This window comes from Acinetobacter pittii ATCC 19004 = CIP 70.29, assembly GCF_000369045.1.
GTDB classification, from domain to species: Bacteria; Pseudomonadota; Gammaproteobacteria; order Pseudomonadales; family Moraxellaceae; genus Acinetobacter; species Acinetobacter pittii.
The window spans coordinates 1008365-1030478 of record NZ_KB849786.1 but is presented as its reverse complement, the minus strand read 5'-3'; the positions used below and the strand labels follow the sequence as shown (position 1 = coordinate 1030478).

At 37.4% G+C, this 22114-nt stretch carries 26 protein-coding genes and 1 riboswitch; of the genes, 10 read left to right on the top strand and 16 right to left on the bottom strand.

Features of this window, described 5'->3' with window-relative positions:
• Positions 1–76 precede the first annotated feature (76 nt).
• Both argF and F928_RS08965 read left to right on the top strand, forming a co-directional pair.
• A complete protein-coding gene (argF, locus tag F928_RS08970) occupies positions 77–997 on the top strand; it encodes an ornithine carbamoyltransferase (RefSeq protein ID WP_002115690.1) in 921 nt (306 codons plus the stop codon).
• A 193-nt stretch (positions 998–1190) separates the two neighbouring features.
• Positions 1191–1715, top strand: a complete 525-nt coding sequence (locus tag F928_RS08965) for a protein tyrosine phosphatase family protein (protein ID WP_002115619.1) — start codon at positions 1191–1193, stop codon at positions 1713–1715.
• On the opposite strand, the gene ispF is transcribed toward F928_RS08965, so the two are convergent.
• Positions 1703–2194: a 2-C-methyl-D-erythritol 2,4-cyclodiphosphate synthase gene (ispF, locus tag F928_RS08960; RefSeq protein ID WP_002115651.1), complete on the bottom strand. Its 492-nt coding sequence runs from the start codon at positions 2192–2194 to the stop codon at positions 1703–1705. The genes F928_RS08965 and ispF overlap by 13 nt on opposite strands.
• Before the next feature lie 100 nt (positions 2195–2294).
• Between ispF and F928_RS08955 the strand changes: the two genes are divergently transcribed.
• Complete coding sequence (locus F928_RS08955) at positions 2295–2939, top strand: A1S_1983 family putative colistin resistance protein (protein WP_002115734.1); 645 nt, start codon at positions 2295–2297, stop codon at positions 2937–2939.
• Positions 2940–2984: 45 nt separating this feature from the next.
• On the opposite strand, the gene F928_RS08950 is transcribed toward F928_RS08955, so the two are convergent.
• The 3 genes from F928_RS08950 to F928_RS08940 all read right to left on the bottom strand — a co-directional run bounded on the left by F928_RS08950 (position 2985) and on the right by F928_RS08940 (position 5820).
• Positions 2985–4229 carry a D-amino acid dehydrogenase gene (locus tag F928_RS08950; protein WP_002115716.1) on the bottom strand — a complete coding sequence of 415 codons (1245 nt, stop codon included), beginning with the start codon at positions 4227–4229 and terminating at the stop codon, positions 2985–2987.
• Positions 4230–4404: 175 nt separating this feature from the next.
• Positions 4405–4493, bottom strand: a riboswitch (glycine riboswitch).
• A gap of 149 nt (positions 4494–4642) precedes the next feature.
• Positions 4643–5134, bottom strand: a complete 492-nt coding sequence (locus tag F928_RS08945; protein ID WP_002115670.1) for a hypothetical protein — start codon at positions 5132–5134, stop codon at positions 4643–4645.
• Positions 5135–5376: 242 nt separating this feature from the next.
• Positions 5377–5820, bottom strand: coding sequence for a BLUF domain-containing protein (locus F928_RS08940; RefSeq protein WP_005073889.1), 444 nt, complete (start codon positions 5818–5820; stop codon positions 5377–5379).
• A gap of 228 nt (positions 5821–6048) precedes the next feature.
• On the opposite strand from F928_RS08940, the gene F928_RS08935 reads away from it, so the two are divergent.
• Positions 6049–6312: a hypothetical protein gene (locus tag F928_RS08935; RefSeq protein WP_002115584.1), complete on the top strand. Its 264-nt coding sequence runs from the start codon at positions 6049–6051 to the stop codon at positions 6310–6312.
• Here F928_RS08935 and F928_RS08930 read toward each other — a convergent pair.
• Complete coding sequence (locus F928_RS08930; protein ID WP_005073886.1) at positions 6307–7008, bottom strand: alpha/beta fold hydrolase; 702 nt, start codon at positions 7006–7008, stop codon at positions 6307–6309. The two genes, F928_RS08935 and F928_RS08930, sit on opposite strands and share 6 nt — an antisense overlap.
• 175 nt (positions 7009–7183) lie before the next feature.
• Here F928_RS08930 and F928_RS08925 point away from each other — a divergent pair, with 175 nt between their 5' ends.
• On the top strand, positions 7184–7477 hold the full coding sequence (locus tag F928_RS08925; protein WP_002115649.1) for a hypothetical protein: 294 nt from the start codon (positions 7184–7186) through the stop codon (positions 7475–7477).
• A 165-nt stretch (positions 7478–7642) separates the two neighbouring features.
• Here the strand turns inward: F928_RS08925 and F928_RS08920 are convergent, their stop codons facing one another.
• The 3 genes from F928_RS08920 to galE form a co-directional block, all read right to left on the bottom strand.
• Complete coding sequence (locus F928_RS08920; RefSeq protein WP_002115636.1) at positions 7643–8089, bottom strand: DUF6097 family protein; 447 nt, start codon at positions 8087–8089, stop codon at positions 7643–7645.
• Between the two features lie 357 nt (positions 8090–8446).
• On the bottom strand, positions 8447–9841 hold the full coding sequence (gene fumC / locus F928_RS08915; RefSeq protein ID WP_005073882.1) for a class II fumarate hydratase: 1395 nt from the start codon (positions 9839–9841) through the stop codon (positions 8447–8449).
• A gap of 116 nt (positions 9842–9957) precedes the next feature.
• Positions 9958–10965 carry a UDP-glucose 4-epimerase GalE gene (gene galE, locus F928_RS08910; RefSeq protein WP_002115594.1) on the bottom strand — a complete coding sequence of 336 codons (1008 nt, stop codon included), beginning with the start codon at positions 10963–10965 and terminating at the stop codon, positions 9958–9960.
• 65 nt (positions 10966–11030) lie between these two features.
• Here galE and tusD point away from each other — a divergent pair, with 65 nt between their 5' ends.
• The 4 genes from tusD to tusE are packed head-to-tail and all read left to right on the top strand — an operon-like array spanning position 11031 to position 12425.
• Complete coding sequence (gene tusD / locus F928_RS08905; RefSeq protein ID WP_002115623.1) at positions 11031–11399, top strand: sulfurtransferase complex subunit TusD; 369 nt, start codon at positions 11031–11033, stop codon at positions 11397–11399.
• Between the two features lie 44 nt (positions 11400–11443).
• Positions 11444–11794 (top strand): hypothetical protein, encoded by a 351-nt coding sequence (locus tag F928_RS08900; protein ID WP_002115699.1) that lies wholly within the window; start codon positions 11444–11446, stop codon positions 11792–11794.
• 17 nt (positions 11795–11811) lie between these two features.
• A complete protein-coding gene (locus F928_RS08895) occupies positions 11812–12096 on the top strand; it encodes a hypothetical protein (protein ID WP_002115665.1) in 285 nt (94 codons plus the stop codon).
• A 17-nt stretch (positions 12097–12113) separates the two neighbouring features.
• A complete protein-coding gene (tusE, locus tag F928_RS08890) occupies positions 12114–12425 on the top strand; it encodes a TusE/DsrC/DsvC family sulfur relay protein (protein WP_002115694.1) in 312 nt (103 codons plus the stop codon).
• A 2-nt stretch (positions 12426–12427) separates the two neighbouring features.
• On the opposite strand, the gene F928_RS08885 is transcribed toward tusE, so the two are convergent.
• The gene (locus tag F928_RS08885; RefSeq protein ID WP_002115647.1) at positions 12428–13291 is read right to left on the bottom strand and encodes a DMT family transporter; all 864 of its coding nucleotides are present in this window, start codon (positions 13289–13291) and stop codon (positions 12428–12430) included.
• Between the two features lie 123 nt (positions 13292–13414).
• Here F928_RS08885 and F928_RS08880 point away from each other — a divergent pair, with 123 nt between their 5' ends.
• Positions 13415–14803 carry an aminotransferase-like domain-containing protein gene (locus F928_RS08880; protein ID WP_002115639.1) on the top strand — a complete coding sequence of 463 codons (1389 nt, stop codon included), beginning with the start codon at positions 13415–13417 and terminating at the stop codon, positions 14801–14803.
• Between the two features lie 16 nt (positions 14804–14819).
• Here F928_RS08880 and F928_RS08875 read toward each other — a convergent pair whose 3' ends face one another.
• The 7 genes from F928_RS08875 to fdhA all read right to left on the bottom strand — a co-directional run bounded on the left by F928_RS08875 (position 14820) and on the right by fdhA (position 21991).
• The gene (locus tag F928_RS08875) at positions 14820–15302 is read right to left on the bottom strand and encodes a winged helix-turn-helix transcriptional regulator (RefSeq protein WP_002115697.1); all 483 of its coding nucleotides are present in this window, start codon (positions 15300–15302) and stop codon (positions 14820–14822) included.
• A gap of 216 nt (positions 15303–15518) precedes the next feature.
• Entirely contained in the window at positions 15519–16754 is a 1236-nt protein-coding gene (gene moeA / locus F928_RS08870) for a molybdopterin molybdotransferase MoeA (protein ID WP_005073878.1), read from the bottom strand.
• Positions 16754–17677, bottom strand: coding sequence for a bifunctional molybdenum cofactor biosynthesis protein MoaC/MoaB (moaCB, locus tag F928_RS08865; RefSeq protein ID WP_002115707.1), 924 nt, complete (start codon positions 17675–17677; stop codon positions 16754–16756). Before moaCB ends, moeA begins: the two co-directional genes overlap by 1 nt.
• Before the next feature lie 23 nt (positions 17678–17700).
• Positions 17701–18189, bottom strand: a complete 489-nt coding sequence (gene moaE, locus F928_RS08860; RefSeq protein ID WP_002115677.1) for a molybdenum cofactor biosynthesis protein MoaE — start codon at positions 18187–18189, stop codon at positions 17701–17703.
• 3 nt (positions 18190–18192) lie between these two features.
• The gene (locus F928_RS08855) at positions 18193–18447 is read right to left on the bottom strand and encodes a MoaD/ThiS family protein (protein WP_002115720.1); all 255 of its coding nucleotides are present in this window, start codon (positions 18445–18447) and stop codon (positions 18193–18195) included.
• Complete coding sequence (moaA, locus tag F928_RS08850; RefSeq protein WP_005803484.1) at positions 18448–19488, bottom strand: GTP 3',8-cyclase MoaA; 1041 nt, start codon at positions 19486–19488, stop codon at positions 18448–18450.
• Positions 19489–19717: 229 nt separating this feature from the next.
• Positions 19718–21991: a molybdopterin-dependent oxidoreductase gene (fdhA, locus tag F928_RS08845; RefSeq protein ID WP_005073875.1), complete on the bottom strand. Its 2274-nt coding sequence runs from the start codon at positions 21989–21991 to the stop codon at positions 19718–19720.
• Between the last annotated feature and the right edge of the window lie 123 nt (positions 21992–22114).

Genomic DNA, 22114 nt, shown 5'->3' with positions numbered 1-22114 from the left:
CTTCTTTTTTCCCACATCCACCCAGCCAACAACAGATAATTGTTGTATTTCAAAACAATTATTATGGAGTAGCTACATGGCTCTAAGACATTTCCTGACTTTACGTGATCTATCCACTCTAGAACTTAATCGCATTTTAGAACGCGCAAGCGAGCTTAAAAAAATGCAACATGACAATAAGGTCTACCAGCCTTTTGTCGGTAAAGTATTGGGAATGATTTTTGAGAAATCAAGTACGCGTACACGTATCTCTTTTGAAGCAGGTATTAACCAATTTGGCGGTAGTGCGATTTTTTTATCGCCTCGTGACACACAATTAGGCCGTGGTGAACCAATCGAAGATTCTGCACGTGTAATTTCAAGTATGCTTGATATTGTGATGATTCGTACTTTTGGTCATGACATTGTTGAACGCTTTGCATCTTATTCAAAAGTTCCTGTAATTAACGGCTTAACTGATGATCATCATCCATGCCAGTTACTTGCTGACTTACAAACTTATATTGAACATCGCGACAGCATTGAAGGCAAAACCGTTGCTTGGATTGGTGATGGCAATAATATGTGTAATTCATATATTGAAGCTGCACACATGATGGGTTTCAAACTCAAAATTGCATCGCCAAAAGGATATGAACCTAAACCTGAATTTTTAGCGGAGTTTGGTCATTGCGTTGAGCTTTATGATAATGCGGAAGATGCAGCAGTAAATGCTGACCTTATTGTGACTGATGTATGGGCAAGTATGGGCCAAGAAGAAGAGCAAAAACTTCGTGAAAAAGCCTTTGCTGATTTCCAGGTTAACGAAAAATTAATGAGCCTTGCTCACCCAGACTGTTTATTCATGCACTGCTTACCTGCTCATCGCGGCGAAGAAATTTCTGAAACCATGCTCGATTATAAAAATGCAGTCGTATGGGATGAAGCAGAAAACCGTCTCCATGCTCAAAAAGCTTTAGTCGAATTTTTATTAAATGAAAATTTAAAGAAAGCTTAAATTTTGAGTTTAAAAAAACAGCATCTTTATGATGCTGTTTTTTATTTTATAAGACTTGTACTCTTCCAGTTAATTATTTTTAAAAATTTGATAACGTTGCCGAATATATAAGCAGGCTGTATTTCAACTATTCTCTAGAATCGTGTATAACATTCTACACAATAAGCTAAGCCTACTCTTGTAGAGTGCGATCATGACAACCCTTGAACAATCATTATCTCAAATTCCCGCATTTTCGATTATTCATGAACATTTATTTAGCTCGGCCCAGCCTTCTGCTGAACAACTAAAATTGATTAAAGAGTTTGGTTGTAGCACAGTCATTAACCTTGCTTTAACTAATGCTTCAAATCATCTTGAAAATGAAGACCGCATTTGTTTAGACCTAGGTTTAAATTATATTCATATTCCAATTGATTGGGAGATGCCTTCTGCTGAGCAGTGCTTATTAGTTTTAGATTTGATTGATCATTTAGTGCAAAATGAAATTATCTGGATACATTGCGCCAAAAATAAACGCGTAAGTTGCCTGATGTATGTCTATAGACAGTTTTATATGAATATGGATATGCTGACTTCTCAGGATTTATTGCACGAAATTTGGGAACCTAATGAGACTTGGACTGGACTCATTCATAGTATTACCTTACAGCTACAAGGCCGTAAGGCAACTTTAGAACTTCAACAGTCTTTGCAGCAGGCCGATCACTTGGTGTGATGAGAGACTAAAACAGTCGCTGTAGCCAAAATTCCTTCTTGACGACCGGTAAACCCAAGTTTTTCGGTTGTCGTTGCTTTAATACTAATTTGATTAATATCTACATTTAGAACGTCAGCAATGCTTTGACGCATTTCAAGATTATGCTTAGCTAATTTTGGACGCTCGCAAGCCACCGTAATATCGGCATTATTTAACTGATAACCACGGTCTAAGATCAATTGATAAACATGCTTTAACAATACTCGGCTATCTGCGCCTTTGTATTCTGGGTCAGTATCAGGAAAATGTTGTCCAATATCACCAAGCGCTAAAGCACCTAATAAAGCATCACATAGCGCATGAAGTACAACGTCACCGTCAGAGTGCGCTTTCAAACCATGTGTATGTGGAATTTGAATACCCGCCAATGTAACGAAGTTCCCCTCTTCAAAGGCATGTACATCCATTCCTTGTCCAATACGAATCTGAGCAACCATATAAATTATTACCTTCCATAAAAACTTAAGAAATCTTGTATTCAGCCGTTCTGTTTCGCTATAGTACACCTAGCAAAGTAGACTGAAAGTATAAGCGATCATGCTGTCTAATACTGATATGAATCAATTGAAAAGATTAAGTTTTGTCGTGACACTGAGTTGTTTATGTTCACCTCTTGTCTTTGCAGAATCAATAGACTGTTCCAATACTGGAGCTGAGCTTAAAATCTGTTCAAAAACATTTAGTGAATCAAGAAAAGAACTCAATAATAAATATCTTTCTGCATATTTAGTTACTGATGCCCCCTTACAGCTTTTACAGGATACACAAAAGTTATGGTCTAAACATACTCAGCAATGCAAGAGTAATACATGTATTCAACAACAGTTTGATTTACGTACTGATGACCTAAATTTTTATGCATCGCTTAAGCAAACGCTTACCCAGCATTATCTTAAGTTTGAGAATGGACATCTAGCAGCACAGCCTGTACACATTCAAGTCCATCAGCTCGCGAAAGATAAAATTAAGATTGAAGGGATAGCATACCGCAATCCAAATAACCGCAAAGAAACTCAAACGATCTCATTGATGGCCTATAGTTCACCTGAACAAAAAAGTGAAATTTTAGACAATGAGCACAACTGTAAATATCAGTTTAATTTTCAAAAAGCTTTACTTAACGTGAAAACCCAGCAAAAAGGCTGTGAACGTTTTAGCGGAATCTACCGCTTATATGACTAACGCTTAAAAATAAAAGCCAGTGTTTGAACACTGGCTTTTTACTTTCTACGCTGGATATTTTTGCGCTATATCCTGACCGACTAAAACTGCGGTTGCCGCAGACAAAGTCCAACCTAAATGCCCATGCCCTGTATTATAAAAAACACGAGGTTGTTTAGATTGCTTAACAACAGGCAGCATATTCGGCATCATAGGTCTTAACCCTGCCCAAGGCACCACATGCTCAGTTGAAATATCAAAGTTACGATTAACCCAATTCACTAATGGTTGAATACGATCAGCCCGTATGTCGCGGTTATAGCCATTAAACTCAGCAGTCCCTGCCACACGCAGTCGATCTTTACCTAAACGAGAAGTCACAATTTTTGCACTTTCATCTAACAAGCTCACCCAAGGAGCATTCTTTACACTGTGCTCATCTTTTAATTGTACGGTAATTGAATAACCTTTTACTGGATACACATTTACTCGCTCACCAATCATATCGGCAAGTTGATAACTCCCTACACCACCACAAACTACAAGTACATCACCTTCTAGCTGAATGTTGTCGGACTCAACCAAATAAGGATGCTCAGCACTTGGCTGACAAGTTACGACTACTTTGTCTGCGCTGCACTTAATATCCATAACTTCTAGACCGAACTTATATTGAACGCCATATTGTTTAGTCTTCTCAGCTAAAGAGGTTGAATATTTATGAATATCACCCGTCGCATCACTTGGTGTGTAATAGCCACCGAAATAGTCACCCGTCAAAGATGGTTCTATTGTTTTCATTTCATCAGGTGAAACCGAATAGCGCTCCAATGTACCTTTGTTCAATACATTATTAACTTGTTTAGCAATTTCGTAGTCAGCCTTACTGTGATACATATGGAGAATTCCACGTTTCTCCAAATCAAACTCAAGCTGCTCTTTTTCAGCTACTTCAAATAAACGCTTACGAGCGAGCAATGCCAAACGGACCGTCTCAATCGTATTCGCCTCATAGTTTTTAATATGTGATAGAAATTCAACTAGCCAACTATACTTATGCAAACTAAATGAAGGATTCAACAATAGAGGAGCATCTTTTTGTCTCATCCATTTAAAGCCTTTAATCACGGTAGCTTTTTGGTTCCATACTTCGGCGTTACAAGCCGATAATTGCCCTCCATTGGCAAATGATGTTTCCATTGCAGGATATAAATGTCGATCAATCACTGTGACTTGATAACCCAGTTGCGATAACTCATAAGCAGAGGTAACCCCTGTGATTCCCGCACCTATCACAATAACATGTGGCATAACAGACTCCTCAGAAATGCAAAACATTTCATCAGTACAGCCCATCTGTCATTGGTACCTGAGAGTTTCGACCCCAACGTTACCTTTTAACGTTTAGATCTTCCCCTTCGGTGAGTTTATAATTTATAAGTTATTGTTTTCCATTCTTATAAATCTAAGCTTCTCTCCAGATTTTTTAATTATTACAGTCCTTTTGCCTGAGAGTTTCCGGGCTTGTTGCTCCTTCGGCGGGTTCTTAATGAACCTCTCTCCCGCAATAATTTTGTATTTATATAAGCAATGTATCTGCCACATTAGAAAAAACGCATTCTTTTCTTGTAAACTTTTGTATAAGCAATCTTAAAAATATAAGCTATTGATTTAATTAATAATAAAAAAGGTGAATTTTTATAAATTCACCTTTTGCACTAAAATTAGAGTTTTCCGTTGAGCACTTGGTCTGAAACCGTACCCTTCCATTGCTCACGCAAGGTTGGTAAGTAGAATTTTTCACCAATAGTGACCAGCTCAGCATCAATCAATGCATGAACTTCGTGCATAAAAATATAATCCAAAGCAACTAAAGAAAGCTGATGATTTTTTTGCGCTGTTTTCTTACGTTTTACCTGTGCTTGTTTCACTAGCTCATTTGCAAAGTTTTTATCTTTATAAGCAGTGATTGCATTTAAACGAAGCTCAATCACACCCCATCCCGCTAATAGCTTTTTAAAGACTTCAAAATCTTTTGAGGTTGATTCCCACGTTACGTTTTCTAAATCATTATCTTCAGGTAAAACTGGTAATAATAAATCCGCTGTACTTGGGAAAATCTTTTTAAGATTTAACAGAAACTTAACCGGCTGATCACTAGGATAATCATTAAATTGCACGTGTTGTTGGGTATCTGTCAAATAAATAGAGAGCATTCAAAAATCCTTAACTAAGCAGCTGTTTTTAATAATTTTATCTCTAACTTTGCGAAATAAATGCAAAACAAAAAACAATATAAAAACAGGACAAGGTGGGCATTTTAACAATTATGACGGCTTATTCAACGCCAATTCGCCATTAATTAGTGAAAGTTTCAACCTTCTTGATAAAAAGCTCTCCGAAGAGAGCTTAATTTTACATAGGATAATTAAAAATCTACTGCAATTCCTGATTTTGACTAACCTTGATATTGATCAACTTTATGGTTTGGTTGATCTACAAGCAATTCAATAAAAGATGGAATAGATGTAGTGTTAAGCAGATAAGGATTAAACTCATCAACATGATGATGATGAAAGAATTCTTTTATTTTCGTGTTAATGGGAGCAAATTTCATACTCCAATGTTTAAATAGACGTTGTTCGGATGGTTCTGAAAAGATGATTTCACAGTTCTGATGTCTCGAATCTTTCAAAATTAATTTATAAAATAGCGATTCGACTTGTTCTTTCTCACCTTCTAAATACTGTAAGAAGTATCCATTACCATAGTAAAGTACTCCTGTAATATCATTATGTGAGTTGAATTTGACTGCTTCAGTGAGAATATCAATTAAATCTTGTTTTATTTGACTATGTTCACTATTGGTTTTACTTGCATACATAAAGCCTATTAAACTCATAGCGATACTCGAAGATAGATTTCACTGTACATTCTGACATTTGCACACATTTCTTACAATGTAACCTAATTAAAACCTTGTATTTCAAAAGTAAAGATTATTTTCTTTTTGAAAATGACAAACTTTAACAACCCGAAATCTTTTGTAAATTAATGCCAACTTAACAAGTTAATCAGACGCTATTAATTTTAGTACAATTGAAAATTGTTTTTAATGCGTGGATGTCTAATGGAGAATCATGAAGTTATTCTTCAAGATGAACATCATAAACAGTTTAAAATTGTCAAAGTTCAAGATGTTCGTTTTGATAAGAATACCCTTAACAATAGCTATCAATGGTTATGGATATTTGATCATAGTTCGGAGTTTTTCCCATTTGAGTTATGGGATGAGCTTGATCATGCAACTGTTCATCAAAAAATCAAACTTGGCAATCAAGTTTTCAAGATTATCAAGATTCTGACGAAGAAAACGAAAGTTAGGCCCTCATGAAAGATAAGTACTTAACCAAGTTAAAATCACTAAAACCAATGCTTTCGGCTGTTCAATCGGAATCATATGGCCCGTATTTTTAATTATCTCAAGCTTTGCATGTGGCAATTGATCTAATAATTCTATGGCTTCTTCCTTGGAGCGGAGCTGGTCCTCAGCACCAGAAATAATTAAAGTTGGACATGCGATCTTACTCATATCATAAGAGCTTCTATCTAACATCGATTGTTTTACGAACTCTTTATAACCCAAAGCTTTCCCCATCTCCTGGATTCTTTTTACAAGAGTACGATTCTGCACATTTAATGGATGAAGTGTTTTTTCAATTGATATTGAGCTTAGCCCATGGAAAGTTTTCTCAGAATTAAGTTTAATTGCGGTTAACTTTTGATTTTTCTGCTCTTCTGTATCTGAACGTAATGAAGAGGCTATTAAAACAAGCGCCTTAACTTTTTCAGGAAATTGCTCCACTATAGATCTCGCAATGTATCCTCCAAGTGAGAATCCAATTAGTACAAAACTCTCAGGCGCATTTTTAACAATATTCTGAGCAATTTCTTTGATTGTTTGCCCTTGTTTTAAAGTAGCTCGAGATATATTCCACTCTTTAGGCATTTCATCTATGAGTTCATTCCAGAGAGATTCATCAAGCATATAACCAGGAATTAAAACAACTGAAATTGGCTTTTGATTCATAAGTTTTTTAATACCTTACTTGTAAATTATAGCTAACAGCATTTTATGCTAATAAAAAATCTATAATTAGAATATTGAAGTAAAAAATAAAATCACTATATAAATTAAACAGAAATAACTGTGGAAGCACGCCAGACTAAAACATTCCCTTTTTATGCTTGAGAAGGAGGTACATATGAAAGTTAGAGCATCACGTACGTATTCCGCTTCAGCAAATAATTATTTTATTTCTAAGGAATATGATTGTACTGTTATACCTGTAAAAGGAATGTGTTTTATAGACTCTGGTTTAACTGAAAGTGGAGTGATTGAACCAGTAGAGATTATTGAAGTGACTATAGAACCAGAATCTAACTCGTATCATGTTCTTTTAGCACGCGATATACATGAGTACGAAAAAGAAGAGCTAAAAAAGAAGTTTGAAGCTATGAAATCTCATGGTTGGGAATACATAGACGGCTTACTTTGATATTTTCAAATTTTAAGATACAAGCTAAATCCTCCCCCCCCAAAAGAGCCCTCCTTTGAGGGCTTTTATATAAATATTAGCGCGTACACTTTTATTAATGATTTATCTGTACAAACAGATAACCGAGTGCACAGCATATTGTATTCTTAAAGATTTTAAATATATTTAGCTAAGAAGTTTATTCACATTCTTTTCAATTAATTTTTTGCTGTGGTTATTAAGTATATAAAAGTATCCAATCAATCCAAAGAATATGACTGCATAAATTATGACAATCCATATATATTTAAATATGTTATCGAATAACATATGATTTATGACATCTACATCAATATTGATACCAAAGTTATGTACATATCGACTTAAGAATAATGCAATACAATAAATCAATATTGGAACCGCAAGAACTCCTGTCCATATATTAATTTTATTTTTCTTAATTTCTAGTTTTTCAAAATCATCTTCTCCAAAATATTTTTCAACTTCAATAACTTGCTTATTCAAATCATCTTTTAATGATATAGGTAATCTGTTGTCTTTAATATGATATTGAATGTTTTTCAAGATTTCTGCACTTTCTAGTGCTTCACCTAAAATTGTTAAATTTCCCATAGAAAAACCAGAATATAATCAGTAAAACTATGGATTTTAAGGTAAATTTTGTGATTAAAAGCACTTTTTAACACAAAAGTAATAAATTGAGCTGAATTACAAAACATTCAAAAGAAATACGAGAAGCCGAAAATGTTCCAAAGATTACTAAACATAGCTTCCTCTCACTATATTTCTCAATTTTTTAAACACTATGAGAACGACTGAACTTTTATCCTGAACTATAAGATTATCAAAAGCCAAGTTTTCATAGGAGTTAAGTATTCGAATTATTAAAATAAAAAGGCACTTTCGCAATAGCTCCAAAGTGCCTTTCTATTGATTGAGATTCTAAAAATATCTTTATTTTTAGATAGATTACTTACTATTTGGTGAAACCATCTTTTCAGGTTTAACTACTTCGTCAAATTGTTCCGCTGTAACCAAACCAAGCTCAACAGCGACCTGCTTCAACGTTTTATTTTCTTTATAAGCAGTCTTTGCAACTTTTGCAGAATTTTCATAGCCGATTACTGGATTTAAAGCTGTAACTAGAATCAGAGAATTATGCAAGAAGTGATCAATCTTATCGCGATTAGGCTCAATTCCCACCGCGCAGTGATCATTAAAGCTATTACATGCATCACCAAGTAACTGAATAGATTGCAATAAGTTATAAGCAATCACTGGCATAAAGACGTTTAATTCAAAGTTACCTGAAGCACCTGCTACGTTAATGGTCGTATCATTTCCAAGCACTTGCGCAACAACCATGGTCATTGCTTCACTTTGTGTTGGGTTTACTTTCCCAGGCATAATGCTTGAACCAGGCTCATTTTCTGGAATACGGATTTCACCAAAACCGCAACGAGGTCCACTTGCCAACCACCGAATATCATTCGCGATTTTGTTTAAGCTTACAGCCAAAGTTTTTAATGCACCTGATGCAAAAACAGCGGCGTCCCGTCCTGCTAGAGCTTCAAATTTATTGGGTGCAGTTACAAAAGGTAAACCTGTAAGTAGTGCAAGCTGAGCTGCTGCTTTTATTGCATAGTCAGGATGTGCATTTAATCCTGTACCTACCGCTGTGCCACCTAATGGCAACTCATATAAGCCACTCAAAGCTTGTTGTAGTCGAACCAATCCATGCTCAAGCTGTGATACGTAACCACTAAATTCTTGACCTAAGGTTAATGGAGTAGCATCTTGCAAATGGGTACGGCCAATTTTAACAATATCCTGAAACTCATCTGACTTTTTTTGCAAAGTCGCTTTAAGCTGCTCTACAGCAGGAATGAGCAACTCGTTAATTTGCAAACTTGCTGCCACGTGAATGGCCGTTGGAAAGGAGTCGTTTGTTGATTGAGCACGATTAACGTGATCATTTGGATGTACTGGTTTTTGGGCACCTAAGGCTTGCCCTAATTTCTGGTTTGCAATATTGGCAATCACTTCATTGCAGTTCATGTTACTTTGCGTACCAGAACCTGTTTGCCAGACAACTAAAGGAAATTGGGAATCCCACTTGCCATCAATTACCTCTTCAGCAGCACCCACAATATATTGACTCAAATCTTGTGGTAGTTGTTCAAGTTCAGCATTGGTTATTGCAGCAGCCTTTTTTACCAAACCCATCGCTCGAATCATGGCACGGGGTAATCGTTCCTGCCCGATTTTAAAGTTCTGTAAGCTGCGTTGAGTCTGTGCCCCCCACAATGCTTCATTTGGAACTTCAATCTCACCCATAGTGTCATGTTCAATTCGTGTTTGCATAGAAACCTCGGTTATCTCAATAAAGAACTCACGGGCTGAAGCAAGTGTTTGCTCTGGCTAGTTAATTTTGAATATCGTACTCAAGCATACCAGTATTGTAAATAAGAATCATTATCTCATCTTCCATTTAAAGTATTTTGATAAAAGCGCCATTCATCTTCGATCATTTGTTTTAATGGGCGCTTCGGTGTCCATTGCAATAAGGTTTTTGCTTTCTCAATATTAGCGCCAACTTGATCTAACTCGACATGTTTATAAATTGCTGATTGTGTAGGAACTTCAGCTTTAGTAACTTGTGAAATTTCATCGAGTAATTGACGAATTGAATAAACTTGGTCATGTGCAATATTAAATGCTTCACAACAATGCGTTTGTTCACGCAGCCAATGTAAGCTCGCAATGACGGCTTCACATAAATCTAAAACATGTAAAAAACTACGTTCAGTCGTATGATCTGACGTTTCAGCTTGATCTTGTAATTCAATTAAATCACGTTGCATTGCTGCGACTTGCATCGCAAGCGGAACAATATTTTTAGGGAGCTGAGCGACATACTCTCCGAGTACCCCATGTTCAAATGCACCTACGATATTAGACAATCGTAAAATCGCAATTTTCCACTCATGGTCAATTTTATAAGTATCACGGATAATTTCTTCAATCATCTGTTGAGACTTAATGTAGGGATTAGGATAAGCATAATTAAATTCTTCTGTTTCGCTCAATTGCAAACCAGATTTCCCATAAGCTGCAAGGCTAGACAGATGAATGAAGTGACGAACACCCGTACGTTGCATAGCACGTAGTAAACTCATGATGCAGCTAACATTATCATTATAATATTCAAGAGGTTTAAGGTTAGATTCTTCAATTGATTTAAATCCGGCAGTATGAATAACTGCATCAATTGAATATTGCTCAAACACCTTATTCAGCGCTGGTGTATTGCGTACATCAAGTTTGACAAATGGAACGTACATACCAGAAATAAATTCTAGCCGCTCCAAAGTTTGCAAGGTTGAATTAGCCAAATTATCGACGATTACCACCTCTTGCCCTTGAGCCATTAGACTCAACGCAATGTGTGAACCGATAAAGCCTAAACCACCTGTCACTAAAATCATTGTATACTTACCTTTCTCTTAATGTATCTACGCCCATTTAGACGTATGACCATAGTGAATTCTCAATGAGTACATTACTACTAATTACCTCTGCTCCTACTTCCATTCATGCTTGGCATGCGTTAGGACTTGCTCAGGCACTCAAAAGTAAAAATGAAGACTTCCGTGTATTCTTTTACCAAGATGGCGTGCAGGTTGCTAATGATTTTCAATGGGTTCCTGACGACCAGCGTAATTTAACGCATGAATGGCAAAAGCTTGCGATTCGTCTTCCTGTTTGTGTGAGTGCTGCCCTCGCTCGTGGTATTACAGATGCAGAAAATGCCAGTCGTCATCACCTTACTCATCACAACCTTGCCAAAGACTTTGAACTTGTCGGGTTAGGTGAACTTGCTGATGCAGTACAGTCAGCATCTCGTCTTATTCAATTTTAAGTTACTTTGTTTGCTTAGATTGTTGCTTTTAAAAGGTATATTGTGTGAAATCTGTACTCGTCATTTTAAGCCAAGCCAATTTAACCAGTCTTCAAATCAATGAAAGCCTTTCTGCTACTATGGTTTTAGCAACCTTTGGCTCACCAGTCAAAGTATTATTGAAAGATGCTGCTCTTAGTCTTTTGCAAAATGATTTGAGCTTTGATCAGTTTCGTCAGGCTTTCAAAGTGGCCTCAAATATGGTCGAAAGTTTTGAGTTCTACGACTTGAGCCCTATTCTGATTGAATGTAAAAATCAGCAGCATCCTCTTGTACAAAAAACCGAACAAGAAATTGAATTCGTTCAGTTGAATGCTGAGTTTATTCAATCTTTTGATCATGTTCTATATTGGTAGATAAAGGTGTAAGTTTAATGAATCCGTCAACACTTTATCTTGTGCAATCTTCTTACCATGCTACACCTAAGATTATTGATGAATTACGCAATCTTTTTCAGGTAGGTGACCAAATTGTTTTTATGGGTGATGCAACTGCACACCTTTCTGCTGAAATGATTCAACCATTTGAATCTGTTTCATGTTTAAGCATCGAAAAAGAGTTAATCGATACGGATACTTTAGCTCAGGTGAAGGTATTAGATTATGATCAATTTGCTGATCTAGTTTTAACGTTTAATCGCTGTATTTCTCTTAAATAATTATTTAGGCTGGTTTCATGAATTTAGAATTAGACCAAGATGGTCATTTGGTTGATTACACAATCTGGAATCCTGAAGTTGCGCAAGAACTTGCCAAATCGCTTGATCTTGAACTCACCGATTGGCATTTTGAAGTTTTAGCAGCTGTACGTCAGTTTTATCAGCAATTTGGACACTCTCCAGCAACTCGCCCGCTGATTAAATTTTTAATGAAAACGGTCAGTCCAGAGATTAATAATGCAGTTTTACAGCAACAATTTAATACTGGTTTAGTGGCGCGTCATTTAAGTCGTTTAGCAGGGATTCCTAAACCAGCAAATTGTTTATAAGATTAAGTAAATTTCTTGGCAGCAGCGACGCATAAAATTGTTGCTGCTGTAACCACCAACATTGACCAACTTACTTGTTCGTGTAACAAGACCGCAGCAATACCTAATCCCATTAAAGGTTGCAAGAGTTGTAGTTGGCTAATCGCAGCAATTCCTCCTTGCGCAAGCCCTTTGTACCAAAAGAAGAAACCAATCAGCATACTAAATAAAGACACATAAATAAGACCTACTAAAGCTGATGTAGATATGTTCTGAAATGAAGCTGGCATATAGAAAATAGTCAGAAATAGCATAAAAGGTAGTGACAAAATAAGCGCCCAACAAATGACCTGCCATCCACCAATTTTTTTTGAAAGTACACCGCCTTCTGCATAGCCAAAGCCACAAAAAATGATCGCCATCAACATATAAAAGTCTCCTATCCCAAGTGAGGTATCACCAGAAATCAAAAACATATAAGTGAAGACAACCGCACTCCCTAAGACTGCAAATATCCAGAAAAATTGATTCGGTTTTTCACCGCCTCTCAACACAGCAAATATTGCAGTTGCGAGAGGTAAAAGGCTAACAAAAACGATTGAATGAGCTGCATTCATGTATTGTAGAGCAAGCGCTGTAAATAGAGGAAAACCTATCACCACGCCTAAAGAAACGATGGCAAGAGGCAACCAATCTTGCTTGGCTGGTTTTTTTTGTTTTAAAACCAAAATAAGAATAAGGCCTAAAATACCTGCAATTGCCGCACGTGCCGCAGTTAGAAAACCAGGATCGAAACCCATTACGGCTACACGTGTTGCTGGTAGTGATCCCGCAAAAATAGCCACGCCAATAAAACCATTCACCCAGCCATTCATAAACCTAGTCATAATTTACTCCGTTACTATACGAATAATTTAAGCTGTGCTAAGGTGAATAAACCAGATACAAAGCAGTACAATTTAAAAGAACTGTAATGTATTAATAACCAATACAGTTCGGATTGTAAGTCAGTGAACCAGAACAAAACCAAAATTGAAATTGTCATTTCAGAGATTGAGCGACAAATAAAAAATCGGTCTTTATTGCCGGGAGCACGCTTGCCTTCTGTTCGTAAGTTAGCAAATAACCTTGGATTTTCTGTATCAACAGTTGTAGAAGCCTATGAAAGATTAATTGCTCTAGGCAAAATCGAATCAAGAACTGGATCTGGTTTTTATATTGTTGGTCCGCTTGCCCCTCTTTCTTTAAGCGAATTAGGCCCTAAATTAGATCGCTCAGTCGATCCATTATGGATTTCACGTCAATCTTTAGAAGCAAAAGCAGATGTTTTTAAACCCGGCTGCGGTTGGTTACCTGATGACTGGATGCCATTAGATAGTATTCGTAAAGCATTAAGGTCGGCTGCAAGAAGCCCAGATGATTGTTTGATGGGTTATTCAACGCCATTAGGATTACCAGCTCTACGTGATTTACTGGCAAGACGCGCTCAAGCAAAAGGTATCAATGCAAATCTTAATCAAGTGCTTTTAACAGACTCTGGAACTCAAGCAATTGATTTAGTAGGCCGATTTTTACTAAAGCCCGATGATGTCGTTTTGATTGATGATCCTTGTTATTTTAACTTTCATGCATTACTTAAGGTTCACCAAGTCAAGGTTATTGGTGTTCCCTACACACCAACAGGTCCTGACTTAGAAGCATTTAAAGAAGCAATTGAAACTTATAATCCACGTCTTTATATCACCAACTCAGGAATTCATAATCCAACTGGCGCAGTACTTTCTCTTTCTACGGCGCATCAATTATTAAAACTTATTGAACAATCAAATTTGATTGTTGTTGAGGATGATATTTTCTCTGATTTTGAATATAGCCCTGCTCCTCGGCTTGCTGCTTTGGATAATCTTTCTCGTGTAATCTTTATTGGAAGTTTTTCTAAAACGTTATCCGCATCTATTCGTTGTGGCTATATTATCGCTAAACCAGAATGGATTGATCAGCTCACTGACCTGAAAATTGCCACAAGCTTTTCTCACAATGGCGTATCAGCTGAAGTTTTATTAAGTGCTTTAACAGATGGGTCTTATCGTAAACATATAGAATTATTAAAGGTCCGATTAGCAAAAGCAATGCACGATACCATTACTCAGTTAGAACCTTTGGGTATAAAACCATGGATTAAGCCTCAAGCGGGAATTTTTGTTTGGTGTCATTTGCCAAAGGGAGTTGAAGCTTCAGAAATTGCAAAATATTGTATTAATCATCAGGTTATTCTTGCACCAGGAAACGCGTTTAGCCAAGCTTCCAATGCTGGCCAATTCATCCGCTTTAATGTAACACAGTCAAATCATGACCATATCTATAAGACTCTAGCTGATGCAATTCAACAAGAGTCTTAGTTGGCAATAAGAGAAATTAAGCTTGTTTCTGTTTTTGCTGCATATATGCAAAATAACCCGGCCCAGCTGAAACCTGAACTTGTTTTGCATGTAAAGGTTCACGGCAAACCGAACATACCATGACTGGTTCAAATTTATGGCCACATGTTTTATGACGATATTCTAAAGGTTTGCCTAAGCCTTGATCCATCCATTTGTCTGCCCAATTCGCCATAGACAAAATAATTGGATAAAGTTCAAAACCTTTATCAGTCAATTTATATTCAAAGCGTTCCTGACGATCAAAATAAGGAGATTTGACTAAAATTTCATATTCAACCAACCGCTTTAAACGATCCGAAAGGACATGACGAGTGACACCTAATGACTTTTGAAAATCGTCAAAACGGCGTATTCCCATAAAAGCATTACGTAATATTAGCATCGTCCATCGATCGCCAATCACTGATAGCATACGAGCAACCGAACAAGGTTGATCACCGATGTCGTCCCATTTCATCTTTATGCATTCCTCGATATTTCCTAGCCTAATGGCCCTATTGTTTATACCCTAAACCACTTAGCACGATTTATGCAAGATTCATTATTAAAATAACTTCTTATCAAGCTTATGAAAGAATTTTCATTATAAAAAATTAAAAGTTATTATTTAAAATTGCTTAATAAATATAACTCACTCAATTATATAGTGAGTTATATTTATCATTACTGGTTATTAATTTGAAATAAATACGCCCTTCAAAATATGACCTGCTTCTAATTTCACACTTGCCGGAATTCGCACCAGACAATTGGCCTGCATTAAATTACTGAGCATGTGTGATTGCTGTTTTGCCAGACTTTTAACTTTAAGTTGTCCATTGTCAAAATAAGCATGCATTCTTAGAAAACGTTCACGCGCATCTTCTTTTAAATCATGATCTAAAATTGCACTAAACCATTCTGGCCCTGCTTGATTTCCCTGCAAAGTGTCAAGCAATGCTTTACCGTAAACCTGCATAGAGACATAGACCGCAGCCGGATTACCCGGTAACCCAAGCAAATAACAACGATGATCTTTTTCCGTGTGAGAATATTCAGCAAAAAAGAGTGGCTTACCCGGCTTTTGTTTAACTTTCCAAAAGATTTGTTCAAAGCCAGCCTCAAAAGCGCATGGCCGAACAAAGTCATAATCACCTACTGACACTCCGCCTGTGGTTATAATGACATCATGACTATCTTTTAACTTATTAAAGTAATGCGTGACTTGCACCGCCTCATCTGCCACATGAATGAGTTCAACCTCTAAGCCGTAATCTTCAAACCAAGCTTTTAGTAATGGACCATTTGCATCAAAGATTTTACCTTCTGCAAGATCTTCAGCATTTTCGGCAACTTCATCACCAGTGACTAAAACAGCAACTTTCGGCGCACGGTAAACGTCAACCGTTTGTACACCCGCCATACTTAAGGCAGCCAAGCTTCCAATATTTAAGAACTGTCCTACTTGAGCAAGTAACTGCCCTTGTTGGATTTCTTCTCCGGTAAAACGGATATCGGCTTTAGGGCGAATATGTTCAGTTAACAAAATTTCTTGTGCTGACACGACCTCTACTATTTCTTGCCTCGCAACATGCGTTGTGCCTTCAGGAATTTTGCCACCAGTAAATATACGAATTGCCTGTCCTTCACTCAGAATGTCATGACTTTCGCTTCCAGCACGAATCTCGCCAGTAACCTGAAACTTTTGGTTATTTAAATCATCTACATGGCTACAAAGTGCATAGCCATCCACAGCACTTTGAGAAAAGCTTGGTAGGTTAATTTCTGAATAAATTTCTTTAGCAAGACACCTACTTAGGCTATTTTGAAGAGGTTGCTGAATTGAACCTAATTTTTTAGGTCGGTTACTAATCAGCTCAATTGCTTCATCTACGCTAATCAATCCATGTTCTGCACCACAACCAGTCATTACTCATAGCCTCCCGGATGTGGTAGATCACGGCAAACATCAAAAATATGCACTAAGGCAGGTAAAATAGCAGCCATTGATTCGCTTGCTCCACCACGGCTTCCCGGTAAAGTCACCACTAAAGAGCGATCAATAAAACCAGCTACTCCACGCGACATTGCAGCATATGGCGTGCGTTTTTGTCCAAATGAACGCGCAGCTTCCATTAAGCCATCTAGCTTACGCTCAAGAAGTGGTTCTAGCGTATCAACTGTAATGTCACGCTTACCAATTCCTGTTCCACCAACCGTCATAATGCAAGCATATGATTTGCTCAACTCAAGCACTAAGTTTTTTAAAGTATCCGCTTCATCTGGCAAAATTTGGTAATGAATTGGATCGAATCCTGCTTCGGTTAAAGTTTCAACCACAGATTTTCCGGCAGTATCGGGCTTTCTACCCGCTGCGACGGTGTCGGACAACACAATAACCGCAGCCGAAACGGGTTGACGAAGAACTCGCTTAAAGTGTGATTTCCCACCTTTTTTCTTAAGCAATTTACATTGATCCATCCAGAGCTCTTCTGGTTCACAATGTGGTTTTAACATGTCGTAAATGGTTAAGCCGGCAAGACTTGCAGCCGTTAAAGCTTCCATTTCTACGCCAGTTGGACCAATGGTTTCAACTACGGCAATGATCTTTACAAAATCATGTTCTAGTTCATATTCAATATCTGCCCGATAAATCGGCAGTGGATGACATAAAGGAATCAGCTCATCAGTACGTTTTGCTGCCAAAATTCCTGCAACACGTGCGGTTTTTAATGCATCCCCTTTTTCGGTATTCCCTTGTCTTAATAATTCAATACAGTGCGATGGTGCATATAAAATTGCTTGTGCTTCAGCAACACGATAACTCTCTGGCTTCATTCCTACGTTTTTCATTATTTATCCTAGTCTTGCTTATTTCAGTGTGAGTGCTCATGGCCGGCATGATGATGGTGATGTTTGTGGTCGTGCGGTGCATCCTTACGAATACAACAGCCCTCTACATAATGACTTGTGCCATCTGTAAAAAACTCTTCTTTAAAGACAGGTACTTCATGCTTTACCCGTTCGACCGCTTCCTCACATGCCTGAAAAGCTTCACGGCGATGGGCTGCATACGCAATTGCAATAATGGCTGTTTCACCGACATCCAGATATCCAATTCGATGAACCACTCGCACATAAGATACCTGATACTTTTTCTCAATTTCCAGTTCAATTTCACGTATCATTTTTTCAGAAAGCGGTTTATACGAGGTATATTTTAGTGCTTTAACAGCTTTACCTTCATGATGGTTACGAACCGTACCCATAAAAATATCGATACCACCACATTCTGGAAAAGATTGAATCGGATCAAAGATATCTAGGCTTAAAGCCTGCTCTTGAATACGTGCAAAATCTCGCATGACTTACCCTCCTGCAACTGGTGATAATAAAACCAAAGTACATGGCTGATTTAAGGCAGATTGCCTGGTTATGACATTATCGCCAATAGCGCATGCACATTTTTCCATGGCCTGTGTACATTCTGGATGCAATGAAACAATTTCATCTAAGACATCTTTAACTAAAATATCGGTGGGGAAAACTAACGAAAGATTTTGTGGAAGCAATTTTTCAATTGCACCAAATGATTCGATTTTAATTTGGATAGATTGCTGCATTTATCCCCCAAGCATATGCATACTGATTTTACGGGTTTGTTGATGTTGTAAGGCATGAAAGCCTTTAGCTTTATGCCAAATATAAGGATGGACCAAATTCTTTAAATTTTGGATATACATGTCGTATTCCGGTGTACGTTGTTTACTTACCAGCGTTTGAAGCTGTGGCTTAATATTTAAACCCTGCGGGGCAAAGAGACAGTTATAGAGTTCACCTTGTGCCGTTAGTCGTATACGGTCACATTGATGGCAAAATGAATGAGTAATGGTAGAAATGATGCCTAGCGCGTAGCTATTGTTAAGTAAATATTGGCGTGCTGGCTCATGTTGCTGCTCAATCACTTGTACTGAATAATGTGGTTGCAACGCTTGTAAAATTTCAGCTTCACTCACCACATCTCTATTTGACCAAAGTGCATCACCATCAAGTGGCATAAATTCAATAAAACGTAGCGGAATATGATTGGCGATAGACCATTTCACCATCGGTAGGATTTGATCGTCATTTTTATCTTTCATTAACACGCAGTTAATTTTAAAAGGTAGCCCTGCATCTTTTGCAGCTTGAATACCCTCAAGAACTGGTTCTAACTTTTTCTTAGTGAGCTCTTTAAATTGAATCGGATCTAGGCTATCTAGACTAATATTTAAATCATCTAGACCAGCATCTTTTAATTGCTGAGCGTATTTTGCAAGATAATGTCCATTGGTGGTCATTGAAATGCGTTTTAGACCTAATGCTTTTAAAGCTTGTAAATCGCGAACGAAATGAACAATACCTTGACGCATTAATGGTTCACCACCCGTAATACGGATGCTTTCAATACCTTGTTGCACCATAAAACTGCAAAATTGAATGAGCGCCTCAAAACTAAGCAAATCTTGTTTATTTAGCCATTCAGGATGTTCAGGCATGCAATACACACACTTAAAATTACAGCGATCAGTTACTGAAATACGTAACTTTCGCTTGATGCGCCCATATTGATCTTGCAAAAGCATTGGCGCAGTTTCAGAGTGATATTGTTTCATTATTTGCACTCATATCGAGAACAGTTCAAATATTGCAAGCACTGATTATGAGCAATTAAACTTTTAAAATTGCGCCTTAGTAGTGCTTTGATCTTTATTGCAAAATTTGTTCCAATTCTATTTATCATCCATAACTTTTTGGGCTGTATTTGAAATTTCGACCGTACCGTTTTAGCTCAAACTTTAAAGCTTTATAAAATCAGTGCGGCGTCAACCTTTTATATGCCCTACTTTATTTCTAGCACTTTTCTAAACGGATGGGTACATATTTATGGTACGGTGTTTTAGATAAAGGGTCACAATGCTCACCAGAAATGAGCATGTTTAATTGTGGTCCAATAGGTCCTCCACCTTGAAAGCGCATGCCATAACCATGTGGAAGCGAAACAACTCCTTTTCGCATTCCCTCATCAAAATCTACAGTAACCTGAATTTCTCCATGTTGTGAGATACATTTGATTTGATCACCCACAGCCACACTTAAGGCTTCTGCATCTTCAGGATGAATTCGTAAAGCTCCTTCAGCATCTACTTTTCGCCAAGCTGGATCACGGTAAATTTGATTGGCGTTATAGCTACGTCGCTCACCTGATAAAAGTATGAATGGAAATTCTTCAACATTAACTTTATGGCTTTTCAATCTTGCGAGCTCATTTAACATCTCTGGAATAGCTAGACGTATTTTCTTATCTTTATAAGCTACCAGTTTCCAGACTTCATCATATTCATGTTGCGATAACACCATACCTGACCGCTGCTTTAAAATTTGTTCAAATAAATGAACACCTAAAGTTAAAGGGTTACCTTTGTAACCTGCACGGCGTACCGCTTTTGTGTGTAAAACAGCATATTGAATCGACAGTGGTAATAAAAAAGCAACTGAACCAGCTGATTTTTCTAAGTGTTTACCTAAAGTGCGATAGAGAATTGAGGCTGCAAAAGGAATGTATTTTTTATTTCGTGCAAAAGTAAGTCCCAATGCCAACAAGTAAGGTAAATAGGCTGTTTTTTTCGAGTCGACCGCAGCTATTTTTTCTAAAATTGGAAAGCGTTTTGGAATCACCTGCATGGCTTCAAGTAATCGTGTATAAATTTCTGCCTCTGGCAAAGTATTCGTTTGAGCGGCCAATACAGGATGACGTAGGTGAAAACCATTTTTAGGAAATTCCAAATTAAAACCAGTAAATTCCCATTTTTCAAACTGGGTATGCGCTGGCAAAATGTAGTCCGCAAGCCTAGCGGTTTCTGTCATCGCAACATCCACCACAACCAACAAATCTAATGCTTTAAATGCTTCCTCATAAGCTGGTGTATCAGGATAAGTTAATAGTTGATTACAACTATCTACAAACACAGCACGAACTCGCTTTTCCCCTGCTTTTAAGATTTCATCGGGTAAAATATTAGGCGGGAAAAACCCAGAAATGGGGAACATTTTATGGTAAACACTCCGTCTATATTTCGGCTTTCTTTCATCTGTATCACTTAAGATTGGAATAAACATGGTATGTAAATTATTGGTACCCTGCTTTCCAAAGTTTCCAGTCAGTAAGTACAGTAGTTTTTCTAAATACCCGTTTAAGGTAGTATTTAAAGTATGTTGAATACCTAAATCGATACGTACACAGCCTCTTTTTGCCTTGGCAAAATCTCGAACTACCTGGTAAATCAAATCGACTGGAACATCTGCTTTGGCAATATAGTCTTCAATCGGCACACGACTAAATGCTGTTTTTACGTCTTCAAAACCTTGTGTGTGCTGCTCAATGAATGCTGCATCATAAAGCTTTTCTTTAATAATGATCGCAATCATGGCCGACATTAAAAAAGCATCTGTCCCCGGTTTTAATTGCACATGGATATCTGCTTGTTTGGCCGTTTCGGTAACACGCGGGTCAAACACCACCATGGTTCGGTTCGGATCTTTCTTAATATGTTTTAGCGTGTCTCGGGCGTTAGGGATACCATGTGCCTGAAAAGGATTTGTTCCAATGAAAAGTACATAATCTGCATATTCAACATCTTCTGTGGTATGGCAAGCCTGACTACCAAACAAACGTCCATTGAGCCAAAAATCACCCGTTTTTTCTTGGGCAAGTGAGTTGTAAGCATAATAACTTTTCATGGCCAGCAAAAGCTGTCGGCCATACGCTGCGCCGAGGTGGTTACCCTGACCGCCGCCCCCAACCGAAGCAAAAGCAGTCCCACCAAAATCATCTCTAATCTGCACTAATCGATCAGCAATTTCTTGTATGGCAACATCCCAACTTACTTCTTGAAATGATCCATCAGGTTGACGTTTCAAAGGTGTGGTCAAACGGTCTGCGTGTTGCTGGTAATGCTGTAATCTGGCAGCTTTTTGACAAATGTAACCTTGAGAAAAAGGATGTTCGGAATCACCTTTAATTTTGACAAACTGGTTATCTTTAATTTCGACACTCAAACCGCAGTTTCTAGAACATAAGATACATGCGGTCACATCTGTTTTACTTTGCTGAGCTGCGTCCATCATTTTTCTGGCTCCGTTTATTTTTATACATCTAGCTAGAATTAAAACAACAGGTTCCAAAATAGAACTTATATATTAGATAGTCAAGAACGCATCATTTTAAATTTGTTTATAACATCACTTTAG

Excerpts from the sequence above, each read along its gene's own strand:
- tusE (WP_002115694.1), top strand. The coding sequence starts at position 12,114 with ATGAATTTAGAATTAGACCAAGATGGTCATTTGGTTGATTACACAATC.
- fdhA (WP_005073875.1), bottom strand. The coding sequence starts at position 21,991 with ATGATGGACGCAGCTCAGCAAAGTAAAACAGATGTGACCGCATGTATC.
- F928_RS08855 (WP_002115720.1), bottom strand. The coding sequence starts at position 18,447 with ATGCAGCAATCTATCCAAATTAAAATCGAATCATTTGGTGCAATTGAA.
- F928_RS08935 (WP_002115584.1), top strand. The coding sequence starts at position 6,049 with ATGGAGAATCATGAAGTTATTCTTCAAGATGAACATCATAAACAGTTT.
- argF (WP_002115690.1), top strand. The coding sequence starts at position 77 with ATGGCTCTAAGACATTTCCTGACTTTACGTGATCTATCCACTCTAGAA.
- ispF (WP_002115651.1), bottom strand. The coding sequence starts at position 2,194 with ATGGTTGCTCAGATTCGTATTGGACAAGGAATGGATGTACATGCCTTT.
- F928_RS08895 (WP_002115665.1), top strand. The coding sequence starts at position 11,812 with ATGAATCCGTCAACACTTTATCTTGTGCAATCTTCTTACCATGCTACA.
- F928_RS08930 (WP_005073886.1), bottom strand. The coding sequence starts at position 7,008 with ATGAATCAAAAGCCAATTTCAGTTGTTTTAATTCCTGGTTATATGCTT.
- F928_RS08965 (WP_002115619.1), top strand. The coding sequence starts at position 1,191 with ATGACAACCCTTGAACAATCATTATCTCAAATTCCCGCATTTTCGATT.
- F928_RS08920 (WP_002115636.1), bottom strand. The coding sequence starts at position 8,089 with ATGGGAAATTTAACAATTTTAGGTGAAGCACTAGAAAGTGCAGAAATC.
- moaE (WP_002115677.1), bottom strand. The coding sequence starts at position 18,189 with ATGCGAGATTTTGCACGTATTCAAGAGCAGGCTTTAAGCCTAGATATC.
- tusD (WP_002115623.1), top strand. The coding sequence starts at position 11,031 with ATGAGTACATTACTACTAATTACCTCTGCTCCTACTTCCATTCATGCT.
- F928_RS08940 (WP_005073889.1), bottom strand. The coding sequence starts at position 5,820 with ATGAGTTTAATAGGCTTTATGTATGCAAGTAAAACCAATAGTGAACAT.
- F928_RS08885 (WP_002115647.1), bottom strand. The coding sequence starts at position 13,291 with ATGACTAGGTTTATGAATGGCTGGGTGAATGGTTTTATTGGCGTGGCT.
- moaCB (WP_002115707.1), bottom strand. The coding sequence starts at position 17,677 with ATGAAAAACGTAGGAATGAAGCCAGAGAGTTATCGTGTTGCTGAAGCA.
- F928_RS08950 (WP_002115716.1), bottom strand. The coding sequence starts at position 4,229 with ATGCCACATGTTATTGTGATAGGTGCGGGAATCACAGGGGTTACCTCT.
- galE (WP_002115594.1), bottom strand. The coding sequence starts at position 10,965 with ATGATTTTAGTGACAGGTGGTTTAGGCTTTATCGGTTCACACATTGCG.
- F928_RS08925 (WP_002115649.1), top strand. The coding sequence starts at position 7,184 with ATGAAAGTTAGAGCATCACGTACGTATTCCGCTTCAGCAAATAATTAT.
- moeA (WP_005073878.1), bottom strand. The coding sequence starts at position 16,754 with ATGACTGGTTGTGGTGCAGAACATGGATTGATTAGCGTAGATGAAGCA.
- F928_RS08945 (WP_002115670.1), bottom strand. The coding sequence starts at position 5,134 with ATGCTCTCTATTTATTTGACAGATACCCAACAACACGTGCAATTTAAT.
- F928_RS08875 (WP_002115697.1), bottom strand. The coding sequence starts at position 15,302 with ATGAAATGGGACGACATCGGTGATCAACCTTGTTCGGTTGCTCGTATG.
- F928_RS08955 (WP_002115734.1), top strand. The coding sequence starts at position 2,295 with ATGCTGTCTAATACTGATATGAATCAATTGAAAAGATTAAGTTTTGTC.
- fumC (WP_005073882.1), bottom strand. The coding sequence starts at position 9,841 with ATGCAAACACGAATTGAACATGACACTATGGGTGAGATTGAAGTTCCA.